The sequence below is a fragment of the Streptomyces sp. RGM 3693 genome (assembly GCF_050471125.1).
Lineage (GTDB): Bacteria > Actinomycetota > Actinomycetes > Streptomycetales > Streptomycetaceae > Streptomyces.
In genome coordinates this window covers 1444768-1458410 of record NZ_JBMPPQ010000001.1, presented here as the reverse complement: position 1 = coordinate 1458410, position 13643 = coordinate 1444768, and the positions used below count along the sequence as shown (strand labels likewise).

General features: G+C 72.3%; 10 protein-coding genes. 7 read left to right on the top strand and 3 right to left on the bottom strand.

What is annotated here, in order from left to right; translation table 11 throughout:
- The first annotated feature begins 35 nt into the window (after window positions 1–35).
- On the top strand, window positions 36–1436 hold the full coding sequence (locus ACO0M4_RS06110; protein ID WP_430368623.1) for an FAD-dependent oxidoreductase: 1401 nt from the start codon (window positions 36–38) through the stop codon (window positions 1434–1436).
- Between the two features lie 66 nt (window positions 1437–1502).
- On the opposite strand, the gene hemE is transcribed toward ACO0M4_RS06110, so the two are convergent.
- Complete coding sequence (gene hemE / locus ACO0M4_RS06105; RefSeq protein ID WP_430368622.1) at window positions 1503–2570, bottom strand: uroporphyrinogen decarboxylase; 1068 nt, start codon at window positions 2568–2570, stop codon at window positions 1503–1505.
- A gap of 102 nt (window positions 2571–2672) precedes the next feature.
- Here hemE and ACO0M4_RS06100 point away from each other — a divergent pair, with 102 nt between their 5' ends.
- The 6 genes from ACO0M4_RS06100 (at window position 2673) to ACO0M4_RS06075 (ending at window position 9769) form a co-directional block, all read left to right on the top strand.
- On the top strand, window positions 2673–3329 hold the full coding sequence (locus ACO0M4_RS06100; protein ID WP_430368621.1) for a DUF3000 domain-containing protein: 657 nt from the start codon (window positions 2673–2675) through the stop codon (window positions 3327–3329).
- A gap of 274 nt (window positions 3330–3603) precedes the next feature.
- Window positions 3604–4266 carry a LuxR C-terminal-related transcriptional regulator gene (locus ACO0M4_RS06095; RefSeq protein WP_430368620.1) on the top strand — a complete coding sequence of 221 codons (663 nt, stop codon included), beginning with the start codon at window positions 3604–3606 and terminating at the stop codon, window positions 4264–4266.
- A gap of 80 nt (window positions 4267–4346) precedes the next feature.
- Window positions 4347–5621, top strand: coding sequence for an HRDC domain-containing protein (locus ACO0M4_RS06090; protein WP_430368619.1), 1275 nt, complete (start codon window positions 4347–4349; stop codon window positions 5619–5621).
- Between the two features lie 273 nt (window positions 5622–5894).
- On the top strand, window positions 5895–7115 hold the full coding sequence (locus ACO0M4_RS06085; protein WP_430368617.1) for a thiolase family protein: 1221 nt from the start codon (window positions 5895–5897) through the stop codon (window positions 7113–7115).
- On the top strand, window positions 7112–9241 hold the full coding sequence (locus tag ACO0M4_RS06080) for a 3-hydroxyacyl-CoA dehydrogenase NAD-binding domain-containing protein (protein ID WP_430368615.1): 2130 nt from the start codon (window positions 7112–7114) through the stop codon (window positions 9239–9241). Before ACO0M4_RS06085 ends, ACO0M4_RS06080 begins: the two co-directional genes overlap by 4 nt.
- A 129-nt stretch (window positions 9242–9370) precedes the next feature.
- Window positions 9371–9769, top strand: coding sequence for an NTP pyrophosphohydrolase (locus ACO0M4_RS06075; protein WP_430368613.1), 399 nt, complete (start codon window positions 9371–9373; stop codon window positions 9767–9769).
- A 90-nt stretch (window positions 9770–9859) separates the two neighbouring features.
- On the opposite strand, the gene ACO0M4_RS06070 is transcribed toward ACO0M4_RS06075, so the two are convergent.
- Window positions 9860–11434, bottom strand: a complete 1575-nt coding sequence (locus tag ACO0M4_RS06070) for an amino acid permease (RefSeq protein ID WP_430368611.1) — start codon at window positions 11432–11434, stop codon at window positions 9860–9862.
- 204 nt (window positions 11435–11638) lie between these two features.
- Entirely contained in the window at window positions 11639–13627 is a 1989-nt protein-coding gene (gene dxs / locus ACO0M4_RS06065) for a 1-deoxy-D-xylulose-5-phosphate synthase (protein WP_430368610.1), read from the bottom strand.
- Window positions 13628–13643: the final 16 nt, after the last annotated feature.

The following is a 13643-nucleotide window of genomic DNA, read 5'->3' as shown; positions in this document are numbered from 1 at the left end:
CGTGGGACTCCCGAACTCGACGAAAGGACGCGGCAATGGCGGCGCCGGAGCGGCTGGTGGTCATCGGCGGGGACGCGGCGGGGATGGCCGCCGCGTCCCAGGCCCGTCGGCACAAGGGGCCGGACGCGTTGGCCATCACGGCCTTCGAGCGCGGCCACTTCACGTCGTACTCCGCCTGCGGCATCCCGTACTGGGTGGGCGGGCAGGTGGACGGCCCGGACGCACTGATCGCCCGGACACCGAAGGAGCACCGGGCCCGCGACATCGACCTGCGGCTGCGCACCGAGGTCACCGAGATCGACCTGGACCGGGGCCGGGTGCGCAGCCGGGACCTGGAGGACGGCGGCCGGGAGGCGTGGACCGGCTTCGACAAGCTGGTGGTGGCGACCGGGGCGCGCCCGCTGCGCCCGCCGCTGCCGGGGATCGACGCACCGGGCGTGTACGGGGTGCAGACCCTGGACGACGGGCAGGCACTGCTGTACGGGCTGAAGGGGGCGCCGGGCCGGCGGGCGGTGGTCATCGGCGCCGGGTACATCGGCGTGGAGATGGCCGAGGCGCTGATCCACCGCGGCTACCAGGTGACGGTCCTGGAACAGAGCGCACAACCGATGTCCACCCTCGACCCGGACATGGGGGCGCTGGTGCACACTGCGATGTGCGGGATGGGCGTCGAGGTGGTGACCGGTGCGCGGGTCACCGGCGTGCTGACCGACGGGGCGGACGGCCGGGCCCGCGCAGTGGTCACGGACGACGGCGAGTACCCGGCGGACGTGGTCGTGCTGGGGTTGGGCGTCCGCCCGGAGACCACCCTGGCCGAGGCGGCCGGGCTGCCGCTGGGCGCCTCCGGCGGCCTGCGCACCGACCTGGCGCTGCGGGTGTCCGGCCAGGAGCACGTCTGGGCGGGCGGGGACTGCATCGAGGTGCGCGACCTGATCACCGGGGAGCACCGGCACATCGCGCTGGGCACCCACGCCAACAAGCACGGCCAGGTGATCGGCGCCAATGTGGCCGGCGGCTACGCGACCTTCCCGGGGGTCGTCGGCACGGCCGTCAGCAAGGTCTGCGATCTGGAGATCGCCCGCACCGGGCTGTTGGAGCGCCAGGCCCGCGCGGCGGGGCTGCAGTTCGTCACCGTCACCATCGAGTCGACCAGCCGCGCCGGCTACTACCCCGGCGCCCGCCCGATGCACGTGAAGATGCTCGCCGAACGGCGTACCGGGCGGCTGTTGGGGGTGCAGATCGTTGGCCGGGAGGGCGCGGGGAAGCGGGTGGACATCGCCGCGGTGGCGCTCACCGCGGGGATGACGGTGGAGCAGATGACCGCCCTGGACCTGGGGTACGCCCCGCCGTTCTCACCGGTCTGGGACCCCGTCCTGGTGGCGGCCCGCAAGGCGGACGCGGCGGTACGGGCGGCCGGGGGCGCCGCCCAGCAGTAGCCGGGGGGACCCGGCGCTGGCCGAGGAGGGCCGGCCCCTGAAGGACCGGGCCCTCCCCCGCCCCGCTCAGCGCGCGGTCTGCGTGTGGACGTACTCGACGAGGCGGGTCAGCGCGTCCGGGTCGGTGTCGGGCAGCACGCCGTGGCCGAGGTTGAAGACGTGGCCTTCCAGGCCCGCGGCGGCGTCGAGGACCTCACGGGCCTTGGTCTCGACGGCCTCGCGTGGGGCGAAGAGCACGGCCGGGTCGATGTTGCCCTGGAGCGCCTTGCCGGGGCCGACCCGGTGGGCCGCCTCGTCCAGCGGGACCCGCCAGTCGACGCCGACCACGTCCGCGCCGGCCTCGCCCATCAGGCCGAGGAGTTCGCCGGTGCCGACGCCGAAGTGGATCCGCGGGACACCGTAGGAGGCGACCGCGTCGAAGACCTTGGTGGAGGCCGGCATCACCGAGCGCCGGTAGTCGGCCGGGGAGAGCGCGCCGACCCAGGAGTCGAAGAGCTGGACGGCGCTGGCGCCGGCCTCGATCTGGACCTTGAGGAAGGCGGAGGTGATGTCCGCGAGCCGGTCGAGCAGGTCGGCCCACAGCTGCGGGTCGCCGTACATCAGGGCTTTGGTGTGCTCGTAGTTGCGGGACGGGCCGCCCTCGACGAGGTAGCTGGCGAGCGTGAACGGGGCGCCGGCGAAGCCGATGAGCGGGGTGCCGCCCAGCTCGCGGGTGAGCAGGCCGATGGCCTCGGTGACATAGGGGACGTCGCCGGGCTCCAGCAGGCGCAGCTGCTCCAGGTCGGCGCGGCTGCGGATGGGGTTCTCGACGACCGGGCCGATGCCGGGCTTGATGTCGAGGTCGATGCCGATGGCCTTCAGGGGCACCACGATGTCGCTGAAGTAGATGGCGGCGTCCACGCCGTGCCGGCGCACGGGCTGGAGCGTGATCTCGGTGACCAGCTCGGGCCGCATGCAGGAGTCGAGCATCGCGATGCCCTCGCGGACCTTGCGGTACTCGGGGAGTGAACGCCCGGCCTGGCGCATGAACCACACCGGCGTGTGCGGCACCGGCTCGCGCCGGCACGCCTTGAGGAAGGCCGAGTCGTACGTCGCGGTCTGCTGCTGGCCCGTAAGGGCATCGTTGGCGCTCACGCGGCAAATCTTCGCATGCGTCCAACGGCACCTCCGAATGGGCGACGCGCGCACCGGGTGTCCTCCCCATATGTACGCCGTCTTCCGCCTACCCTTCCGGGCATGGCTGCGGCTCACGAACACCTCGCGGACAGCGCGGACGAGACCCCGATCCCCTTCCGTCAGGCGGTCGAGGCGCTCCGCGCGGCCCGGCTGCGGCCGGAGATCGAGACCGACCCGACACCTGCACCGAAACGGCTCGCCCCGTATGCCTACGCGCTGGAGGCCGCGGTGGTCGAGCGCGGGGCGGGGCCGGACGGCGAGGACCGTGACCTGGCGGACGGGCGGCTGGTGGTGCTGCACCAGCCGGCCGGCGACGAGACCTGGCAGGGCACGTTCCGGGTGGTGACGCTGGCCCGCGCCGAGCTGGAGCCGGAGATGGGCGCCGACCCGTTGCTGCCCGAGGTGTCGTGGTCCTGGCTGACCGGTGCGTTGGAGGCGCGCGGGGTGCACTTCGGCGCGCCGAGCGGGACGGTCACCCGGGCCGGGTCGTACTACTTCGGTGGGCTCGCGGCGCGGGAGCCGGCGACCCAGATCGAGATCCGGGCGTCGTGGACGCCGGCCGAGGGACCGGGCGGGGTGCCGGACCTCGCGGCGCACCTGTCGGCGTGGTGCGATCTGCTGTGCCAGGTGGCGGGGCTGCCGCCGGCACCGCTCGACCCGGCGCCGCGCGGCGGGGTGGTGGCGCTGCCGCAGCGCCGCGGTCCACAGGCCCGCTGAGGGGCAGACACCAGACGGCGAGGTGCCGTGCGTCCGGGACATCCGGGCGTGCGGCACCTCGCCGTTTCCGTACGCCTGTGATCACCTCGATGTGCACTCCGTGCTCACCTTGATCGCTCACGCATCCGATTTGCCCGAATTGCCCCTAACTAAATCGTGATCAAAGTCTAAAGTCCCGCCGGATTGCTGCCGAAGAGGTCAGTGACCCTTCAAACACGGATCATTCCGGCTTTCCCCAGCCGGCTTCCGTCCCCGCCACTCCCCAGGAGGCCCGGTGTCAGTTCTCCTTGAGCAACCTTCGAGCCTGGTCGCCTACCGCCCGAACAAGCCGACCGCCATGGTCGTCGTGGCCGACCCTCGCGTCCGCTCCACCGTCACCCGTCACCTCTGGGCCCTCGGCGTGCGTGACGTGATCGAGGCGTCGTCCATCGCGGAGGCCCGTCCCCGCGTCAGCAACCCACGCGACATCTGCGTGGCCGACGTCCACCTTCCCGACGGCTCCGGCCTCACCCTGCTGTCCGAGACACGGGCGGCCGGCTGGCCCAACGGCCTCGCACTCTCCGCCGCCGACGACATCGGCGCCGTCCGCAACGCCCTCGCCGGCGGCGTCAAGGGCTACGTCGTCACCGGCACCCGCACCAACCTCGGCCTGCCGGGCCGGCCGGGCGCCGCCCCGATCGGCGCCAACGCGGCCCGGATGCAGCGCCGCCCGCCGGGCGCCCCGGGTCACCCCGGTGGCTACCGCGAGCTCTCGGGGCGCGAGGTCGAGGTGTTGCGGCTGGTGGCGGAGGGCCAGTCCAACAAGGCCATCGGCGTCTCGATGGGGCTGTCGGCGCTCACCGTGAAGAGCCACCTCGCCCGGATCGCGCGCAAGCTCGGCACCGGTGATCGGGCCGGGATGGTGGCGGTCGCGCTGCGCACCGGCATCATCCACTGAACCCCGCCTCCTGACCCGTCCCGCCCGTCGAGGGAACATTCCCCCGACGGGCGACGTGCATACACAGATACCCTTGACTGGTGACCGACGCCCAAAAGACCGCAGCAGACACGACACTGCGAGCACCCGGAGAATCGCCTCCGGATTCCCGACCGGCGCCGGTACCCCTACTGGAACCCCGCGAGGGCATCCCCCCGGTGACCGCCGCCGACGAGGCGCTCACCGAGGTCGTCGCCGCCTTCGCGGCCGGCCGCGGCCCGGTCGCCGTCGACGCCGAGCGCGCCTCGGGCTACCGCTACGGCCAGCGTGCCTATCTCGTCCAGCTGCGCCGTGAGGGCGCCGGCAGTGTGTTGATCGACCCGGTCGGCTGTCCCGACCTCGCCACGCTGGGGGGCGCGATCTCCGATGCCGAGTGGGTGCTGCACGCCGCAACCCAGGACCTGCCCTGTCTGCGCGACATAGGGATGGTCCCCACCAAGCTGTTCGACACCGAGCTGGCCGGGCGACTGGCCGGCTTCGCCCGGGTCGGCCTGGGCGCCATGGTCGAGAACGTCCTCGGCTACGCCCTGGAGAAGGGGCACTCCGCCGTCGACTGGTCCACCCGCCCGCTGCCCGAGCCGTGGCTGCGCTACGCCGCGCTCGACGTCGAGCTGCTGGTGGACCTGCGCGACGCGCTGGAGGAGGAGCTGGACCGACAGGGCAAGCTGGAGTGGGCCCGGCAGGAGTTCGCGGCCATCGCCGCCGCTCCCCCGCCGCCGCCCCGCAAGGACCCCTGGCGCCGCACGTCCGGGATGCACAAGGTGCGCCGACGCCGGCAGATGGCCGTCGTCCGGGAATTGTGGACGCTGCGCGACCAGGTCGCCCAGCGGCGCGACGTCTCGCCCGGCAAGGTGCTCGGCGACGCCGCGATCATCGAGGCCGCACTCCAACTCCCGCCCAACACCCACGCGCTGGCCGCACTGGCCGGGTTCGGGCACCGGATGGGTCGGCGCCAGCTGGAGCAGTGGCAGACCGCCGTCGACCAGGCCCGGGCGCTGCCGGACAGCGAACTGCCGCAGCCCGGCCAGCCGCTCAACGGCCCGCCGCCGCCCCGCTCGTGGGCCGACAAGGACCCGGCCGCGGCGGCCCGGCTGTCGGCCGCCCGCACGGCGGTGACCGCGCTCGCCGAGCGGCTGAACCTCCCGCAGGAGAACCTCATCACCCCGGACACGGTGCGCCGGCTGTGCTGGGAGCCGCCGGCCGGCCCGACCCCGGAGACGGTCGCCGAGGTCCTGTCCGGACACGGCGCCCGTCCCTGGCAGATCGAGCTGGTCGCGCCGCTCCTGACCGAGGCCCTGCTGGCCAACGGCTCCTGACCGGGTCCGGTCCGACGCCACCGAGGACCCCGGCCGCGCACCCCCTGCGCGGCCGGGGTTCTCTGCGCTCTCTGGATTCCGTGCGTTCTCCGGGTTCTCCGGGTTCCCTGCGTGCTCCGCGCCCGGCGGGTTCCGGGCGTCGGGCGGTGTGACGTTCGCCGCTCCGGGCGAAGGGGGTGTGCAGCTTGGTTACCCGTAAGTAGCATGGGCGTGTGACGCGTCCTCCGGGGCGCGACCGCAGCAGTGCCATCCCGCACCTGGAGGAGAGCCAACGTGCCTCGTACCGCTAGGGACGTCGTCTTCGTCGACGGCGTCCGCACCCCGTTCGGCAAGGCGGGCCCGAAGGGCATTTACCACGAGACCCGCGCCGACGACCTGGTCGTCAAGTGCATCCGGGAGCTGCTGCGCCGCAACCCGGACCTGGACCCGGCCCGGATCGACGAGGTCGCCCTCGCCGCCACCACCCAGATCGGTGACCAGGGCCTGACCCTGGGCCGCACCGCCGCCATCCTGGCGGGGCTGCCGCAGTCCGTGCCCGGTTTCTCCGTCGACCGGATGTGTGCCGGTGCGATGACCGCGGTGACCGCCGTCGCCGGCGGGGTGGCCTTCGGTGCGTACGACATCGCCGTGGCCGGCGGTGTCGAGCACATGGGCCGGCACCCGATGGGCGAGGGCGTGGACCCCAACCCGCGCTTCGTGTCGGAGAAGCTGGTCGACCAGTCGGCCCTCTTCATGGGCATGACGGCGGAGAACCTCCACGACCGGCTGCCGCACCTCACCAAGCAGCGCGCCGACGAGTACGCGGTGCGCAGCCAGGAGAAGGCCGCCAAGGCGTACGCCAACGGCAAGATCCAGGCCGACCTGGTGCCGATCTCGGTGCGCCGCACCAACGCCGAGGCCGGCGAGACCGGCTGGGGCCTGGCCACCACCGACGAGCCGATGCGTCCGGGCACGACGCTGGCGAACCTCGCCGGGCTGAAGACCCCGTTCCGGCCGCACGGCCGGGTGACCGCGGGCAACGCCGCCGGTCTCAACGACGGCGCCACCGCCTCGCTGGTCGCCGCCGAGGACGTGGCCCGCGAGCTGGGCCTGCCGGTCAAGATGCGCCTCGTGGACTACGCCTTCGCGGGTGTCGAGCCCGAGGTCATGGGCATCGGCCCGGTCCCGGCGACCGAGAAGGCGCTGGCCAAGGCCGGTCTGACGATCGATGACATCGGCCTGTTCGAGATCAACGAGGCGTTCGCCGTCCAGGTGCTCTCGCTGCTCGACCACTACGGCATCGCCGACGACGACCCGCGCGTCAACCAGTACGGCGGCGCCATCGCCTTCGGCCACCCGCTGGCGTCGTCCGGTGTGCGTCTGATGACGCAGCTGGCACGGCAGTTCGAGGAGCAGCCGGAGGTCCGCTACGGCATCACCTCCATGTGCGTCGGCTTCGGCATGGGCGGCACCGTTATCTGGGAGAACCCGCACTTCGAGGGGGCAGGCAAGTGAGCACCACCGCTGAGCTGTTGAAGGGTGCGGCCGAGCTGTTCCCTGACGAGGTCGTGACGCAGGCGCACGTGCGCCACCTCGACCTCCCCAAGGGCGCGGGCCGGTTCGCGCTCATCACGCTGGACAACGGCCTGGACCACACCAAGCCGACCACCTTCGGCCCGCAGTCGCTGGCGAACCTCAACGCCGCCCTCGACCAGGTCGAGAAGGAGGCCGCGGACGGCGAGATCGTCGGCGTCGGCATCACCGGCAAGCCGTTCATCTTCGCCGTGGGCGCCGACCTCAAGGGCGTCGAGCTGCTCAAGCGGCACGAGGACGCGCTGGCCATCGGCAAGGGCGGCCACGATGTCTTCAAGCGGCTGTCCACGCTGGCCGTGCCGACCTTCGCGTACTACAACGGCGCCGCGATGGGCGGCGGTGTCGAGGTCGGTCTGCACTGCACCTACCGCACCGTCTCCAAGGCGCTGCCGGCCTTCTCGCTCCCCGAGGTGTTCCTCGGCCTGGTGCCCGGCTGGGGCGGCTGCGCGCTGCTGCCGAACCTCATCGGCGCGGACCGCGCGGTGAGCGTGATCATCGAGAACTCGCTCAACCAGAACAAGCAGCTCAAGGGCGAGCAGGTCTTCGACCTCGGCATCGCGGACGCGCTCTTCGAGGGCGCGGACTTCCTGGAGCAGTCGCTGATCTGGACCGCTTCGGTACTGACCGGCGCCACCGAGGTGGCACGGGCCGAGGTCGACCGCGGTGAGGCGTGGGACGCCGCCGTGGCGCGCGGCAAGGCCATCGCCGACGGCAAGGTGCACGGCGCGGCCCCGGCCGCCTACCGCGCGCTGGAGATCATCGCGGCCGCCAAGAACGGCGACCTGCGCCAGGGCTTCGACGCCGAGGACCAGGCCCTCGCCGACCTGATCATGGGCGGCGAACTGCGGTCCGGCATCTACTCGTTCAACCTGGTGCAGAAGCGCGCCAAGCGGCCCGCCGGTGCGCCGGACAAGTCGCTGGCCCGTCCCGTCACCAAGGTGGGCGTGGTCGGCGCCGGCCTGATGGCCTCTCAGCTGGCGCTGCTGTTCGCCCGCCGCCTGGAGGTCCCGGTCGTCCTCACGGACATCGACCAGGCGCGGATCGACAAGGGCGTGGCGTACGTCCACGGCGAGATCGACAAGCTGCTGCTCAAGGGCCGGGTCAACCAGGACAAGGCGAACCGCCTCAAGGGCCTGGTCTCCGGGCACCTCGACAAGGCCGCGGCGTTCGGCGACGCGGACTTCGTCATCGAGGCCGTCTTCGAGGAGATGGGCGTCAAGCAGCAGGTGTTCGCGGAGGTCGAGGCGGTCGTGCCGGCGCACGCCATCCTCGCCACCAACACCTCCTCCCTCTCGGTCACCGAGATGGCCGCGAAGCTCAAGCACCCCGAGCGGGTCGTGGGCTTCCACTTCTTCAACCCGGTCGCGATCCTGCCGCTGCTGGAGATCGTCCGGGCCGAGAAGACCGACGACGCGTCGCTGGCCACCGCCTTCGCGGTCGCCAAGTCGCTGAAGAAGACGGCCGTGCTGGTGAAGGACGCCCCGGCGTTCGTCGTCAACCGCATCCTGACCCGCTTCATGGGCGAGATCCAGAACGTCATCGACGAGGGCACCCCGGTCGCCGTCGCCGAGAAGGCGGTCGAGCCGCTCGGTCTGCCGATGTCGCCGCTGGTCCTGCTGGAGCTGGTCGGCCCGGCGATCGGCCTGCACGTCTCCGAGACGCTGCACGGCGCCTTCCCCGAGCGCTTCACGGTCTCCCCCAACCTCAAGGCGGTCGTCGAGGCCGGCAAGCGCGGCTTCTACGTCTACGACAGTGGGAAGCCGGAGCTGGACCCGGAGGTCGCCGCGCTGCTGAAGCAGGGCGACGCGGTGCTGACCGAGGAGCAGGTCCGCGACCGGGTGCTGGACGCCGTGGCGCAGGAGATCGGCCTGATGCTGGACGAGGGCGTGGTCGCCGAGGCGCAGGACATCGACCTGTGCCTGATCACCGGCGCCGGCTGGCCCTTCCACCTGGGCGGCATCACGCCGTACCTGGACCGTGAGGGCGTCTCCGAGCGGGTGAGGGGCAAGAAGTTCCTGGCCCAGGGGATCGCGAGCGTGCCCGCCTAAGCGGCCCTCCAAGGACGTCCGCCCCGCGGAAGTCGACGCGCGGACCGGCTCGGTGGAGCCGGTCCGCGCGTCGTGCGTGCGGCGCCCGCCGGGCGGTCGACGGCCGCCCGACCGTGGCAGGCTGACGGTATGGATTCCTTGGTCATTGTCGATGCCGCGAACGTCGTCGGCTCGGTGCCCGACGGCTGGTGGCGGGACCGGCGCGGTGCCGCCGAACGGCTGCGGGACGCGCTGGTCGGCCACGCCGGGACGGGACTGCCGGGGCTGGTCGATCCGCCGCTGGAGCTGGTCCTGGTGGTGGAGGGCGCGGCGCGCGGGGTGGCGTCCGTGCCGGGTGTGCGGGTGGTGTCGGCGGACGGCAGCGGGGACGACGCGATCGTGCGGCTGGTGGCCGAGGAGGGCGCGGGGCGGGACTGCCTGGTGGTCACCGCGGACCGCGGACTGCGCGAGCGCGTACAGGCGCTGGACGCCCGCGTGACGGGCCCGCGGACGGTCTGGGGCGGCAGGGGTCGAGGCGGCGTCTCATAGCCCGTCAGAGCGGCGACCACGGCCGCACGAGGGCGGGCGGGACCGCGGTGGACGGCCGGTGCCGCACCGCCGCGATCCCGCCCGCTCGCGCTACGGCCGGGCGTCGGCCGCGTCGCGCTGTCGCTGCCGGAGGGCGAGGCGACTGTGGGTGCGCCCGTAGAGGAAGTAGACGACGAATCCGAGCGCCATCCAGAGGGCGAAGCGGATCCAGGTCTCGGCGGGCAGGTTGAGCATCAGCCAGAGCGAGGCGAGCACCGACAGCAGCGGGACGTACGGCACCCACGGGGTCCGGAAGGCGCGCGGCAGGTCGGGGCGGGCACGGCGGAGCAGGACCACGCCGACGGCGACCACGACGAAGGCGAAGAGCGTCCCGATGTTGACGAGTTCGGCCAGGACGTCGATGGAGGTGAAACCGGCGACCACCGCGACGACGATGCCCAGCGCGATGGTCGACCGGTGCGGGGTGCCGAACTTCGGGTGCACGTGGGAGAAGACCTGGGGCAGCAGCCCGTCCCGGCTCATCGCGAAGAACACCCGGCTCTGGCCGAGCAGCAGGATCATGCACACCGAGGTCAGGCCGACCGCCGCGCCGAAGCTGATCAGGCCCGCGAAGAACGGGTACCCGACGTGCTTGAAGGCGTCGGCCAGCGGGGCGTCCACGGAGAGCTGGCTGTACTTCTCCATGCCGGTGACGACCACCGACACGGCCACGTAGAGCAGCGTGCAGATGGCCAGGGAGCCGAGGATGCCGCGCGGTACGTCGCGCTGCGGGTTCCGGGTCTCCTCGGCCGCGGTGGCGACGATGTCGAAGCCGATGAAGGCGAAGAAGACCACCGCGGCCGCCGCGAAGATCCCCATCACGCCGAAGTGGGACGGGGCGAAGCCGAACATCAGCTGGGAGAGCGGCGCGGCCAGTCCGCCGCCGGTGGCGACGGGCTGACTCGGCGGGATGAACGGCTGGTAGTTGGCCCCGGAGACGAAGAACGCGCCGGCGATGACGACCAGCAGCACGACGGTCACCTTCACGCCGACGACCACCGCCGTCACCCGGGAGGAGAGCTTCATGCCGAGCACCAGGATGGCGGTGATCACCAGGACCAGGACGCAGGCGAGCAGATCGAAGCCGAACCGCCCGTCGTGACTGCCGGACAGTTCCGGCGGCAGGTGCAGCCCCCCGGTGTCGAGCAGTGAGCGCACGTAGCCGGACCAGCCGACGGCGACCACCGCACAGCCCAGGGCCAGCTCCAGGATCAGGTCCCAGCCGATGATCCAGGCGGGCAGTTCGCCCAGTGACGCGTACGAGAAGGTGTACGCCGAGCCGGCGACCGGCACGGTGGAGGCGAACTCCGCGTAGCACAGCGCCGCCAGCGCGCAGACCACGCCGGCGACGACGAAGGAGAGCGCGACGGAGGGTCCCGCCTGCTCCTTGGCGATTTTTCCGGTGAGGACGAAGATGCCGGTGCCGATGACCACACCGACGCCGAAGACGGTCAGGTCGAGCGCCGAGAGGGACTTCCTGAGGGCGTGTTCGGGCTCCTCGGTGTCCTGAATCGACTGTTCGATGCTCTTCGTTCGTAGGACGCCGCGGTCGCGGCGCGTCTCGCTCCGGGGCCCCTGCGGCGCGCCCCCTGGTCCGTGTCCCTGTGGTCCGTGCTCTGTGCTCATGGGCGAACCTCCGCCTGGACGACCCTCGCAACTCTGCTGAACTGACCGAGTCTCTGCAATGTCTTGAAATGGTCAGCGTCGGCGGGCCTTCCGGGGCCCCGGATTCACCCGATGGGGTGGGAACCGCGGAGCTGCCGATGGGCCGGCCGGAACATCCGTGGGGACGTCCGGCCGGCCCATCGGGCGGGCGGTGCGGGGCGAGGATCAGTCGCGGACGACCTCGGCGGGCTCGGCCGCGCCCTCGGCGACGGGGTCCTTGGCGGCGGTGGAGTCCGCGGCGGCCGGGCCGGCGGCGCTTGCGGCGTCCTCGTCGCGGTTGTCCATCTTGGCGACCAGGCCGGTCACCTGGCGGGCGATGTCCGGCGCGGTCAGCCCGATCTCCGCCATGACCTCCTTGCGGGAGGCGTGGTCCAGGAACCGCTCGGGGATGCCGAAGTCACGCAGCGGGACGTCCACCCCGGCGTCCCGGAGCGCCTGGGCGACGGCGGAACCGACGCCGCCGGTGCGGATGTTGTCCTCGACGGTGACCACCACCCGGTGCTTGGCGGCCAGACCCGGCAGCGCCTCGTCGACCGGCTTGACCCAGCGGGGGTCGACGACGGTGGTGGAGATGCCCTGCTTGTCGAGCAGGTCGGCGACCTCCAGGCACATCGGGGCGAGCGCGCCGATCGACACCAGCAGGACGTCCGGACGCCCGGTGGCGGCGGGCTCGCGCAGCACGTCCATGCCGCCGACCCGACCGACCGCCTCGACGGCCGGCCCGACCGCGCCCTTGGAGTAGCGCACCACGGTCGGGGCGTCGTCGACCTCGACGGCCTCCCGCAGCTGGGCGCGCACCTGGTCGGCGTCGCGCGGCGCCGCCAGCCGCAGGCCGGGGACGACCTGGAGGAGCGACATGTCCCACATGCCGTTGTGCGAGGCGCCGTCGGTGCCGGTGATGCCGGCCCGGTCCAGGACGAAGGTGACGCCGCACTTGTGCAGCGCGACGTCCATCAGGACCTGGTCGAAGGCGCGGTTGAGGAAGGTGGCGTAGACCGCGAAGACCGGATGCAGTCCGGCGGTGGCCATGCCGGCCGCGGAGACCGCGGCGTGCTGCTCGGCGATGCCGACGTCGTAGACCCGGTCCGGGAACGCCTTGGCGAACTTCTCCAGGCCGACCGGCTGGAGCATGGCCGCCGTGATGGCGACGATGTCCGCGCGCTCCTTGCCCAGCGCGACCATCTCGTCGCCGAAGACCGACGTCCAGTCCTTGCCGCCGGAGGAGACGGGCAGGCCGGTGTCGGGGTGGATCTTGCCGACGGCGTGGAAGCGGTCCGCCTCGTCCTGGAGGGCGGGCTGGTAGCCGCGGCCCTTCTCGGTGAGGCAGTGGACGATCACCGGGCCGCCGAACCGCTTGGCGCGGGTCAGCGCGGACTCCAGCGCCTCGATGTCGTGGCCGTCGATCGGGCCGACGTACTTCAGGCCCAGGTCCTCGAACATGCCCTGCGGCGCGATGAAGTCCTTCAGGCCCTTCTTGGCGCCGTGCAGGGTCTCGTAGAGCGGCTTGCCGACGACCGGGGTGCGCTCCAGGATGTCCTTGCCGCGCGCCAGGAAACGCTCGTAGCCGTCCGTGGTGCGCAGGGTGGCGAGGTGGTTGGCGAGGCCGCCGATGGTGGGCGCGTAGGAGCGCTCGTTGTCGTTGACGACGATGACCAGCGGGCGGTCCTTGGCGGCGGCGATGTTGTTGAGCGCCTCCCAGGCCATACCGCCGGTGAGGGCACCGTCACCGATGACGGCCGCCACCCGGTCGTCCCGGCCGCGGACCTCGTTGGCCTTGGCGATGCCCTCGGCCCAGCCCAGCACCGTGGAGGCGTGGCTGTTCTCGATGACGTCGTGCGCGGACTCCGCCCGCGAGGGGTAGCCGGAGAGGCCGCCCTTGGCCTTGAGCTGGGAGAAGTCCTGGCGGCCGGTCAGCAGCTTGTGGACGTAGGACTGGTGTCCGGTGTCCCACAGGACCTTGTCCTTGGGGGAATGGAAAACACGGTGCAGGGCGATGGTCAGCTCGACCACGCCGAGGTTCGGGCCGAGGTGTCCGCCGGTCTTGGAGACCGCGTCGACGAGGAAACCACGGATCTCCCCCGCCAGCTGCGTGAGCTGCTCGGGGGAAAGCCGGTCCAGGTCGCGCGGCCCCTTGATACGGGTCAGCAATGCCACCCCATGCCTCCTTGCT

Bases quoted from the DNA above. Each gene is read 5' to 3' on its own strand.
- ACO0M4_RS06110 (WP_430368623.1), top strand. From the start codon at position 36: ATGGCGGCGCCGGAGCGGCTGGTGGTCATCGGCGGGGACGCGGCGGGG.
- ACO0M4_RS06100 (WP_430368621.1), top strand. From the start codon at position 2,673: ATGGCTGCGGCTCACGAACACCTCGCGGACAGCGCGGACGAGACCCCG.
- ACO0M4_RS06075 (WP_430368613.1), top strand. From the start codon at position 9,371: ATGGATTCCTTGGTCATTGTCGATGCCGCGAACGTCGTCGGCTCGGTG.
- ACO0M4_RS06070 (WP_430368611.1), bottom strand. From the start codon at position 11,434: ATGAGCACAGAGCACGGACCACAGGGACACGGACCAGGGGGCGCGCCG.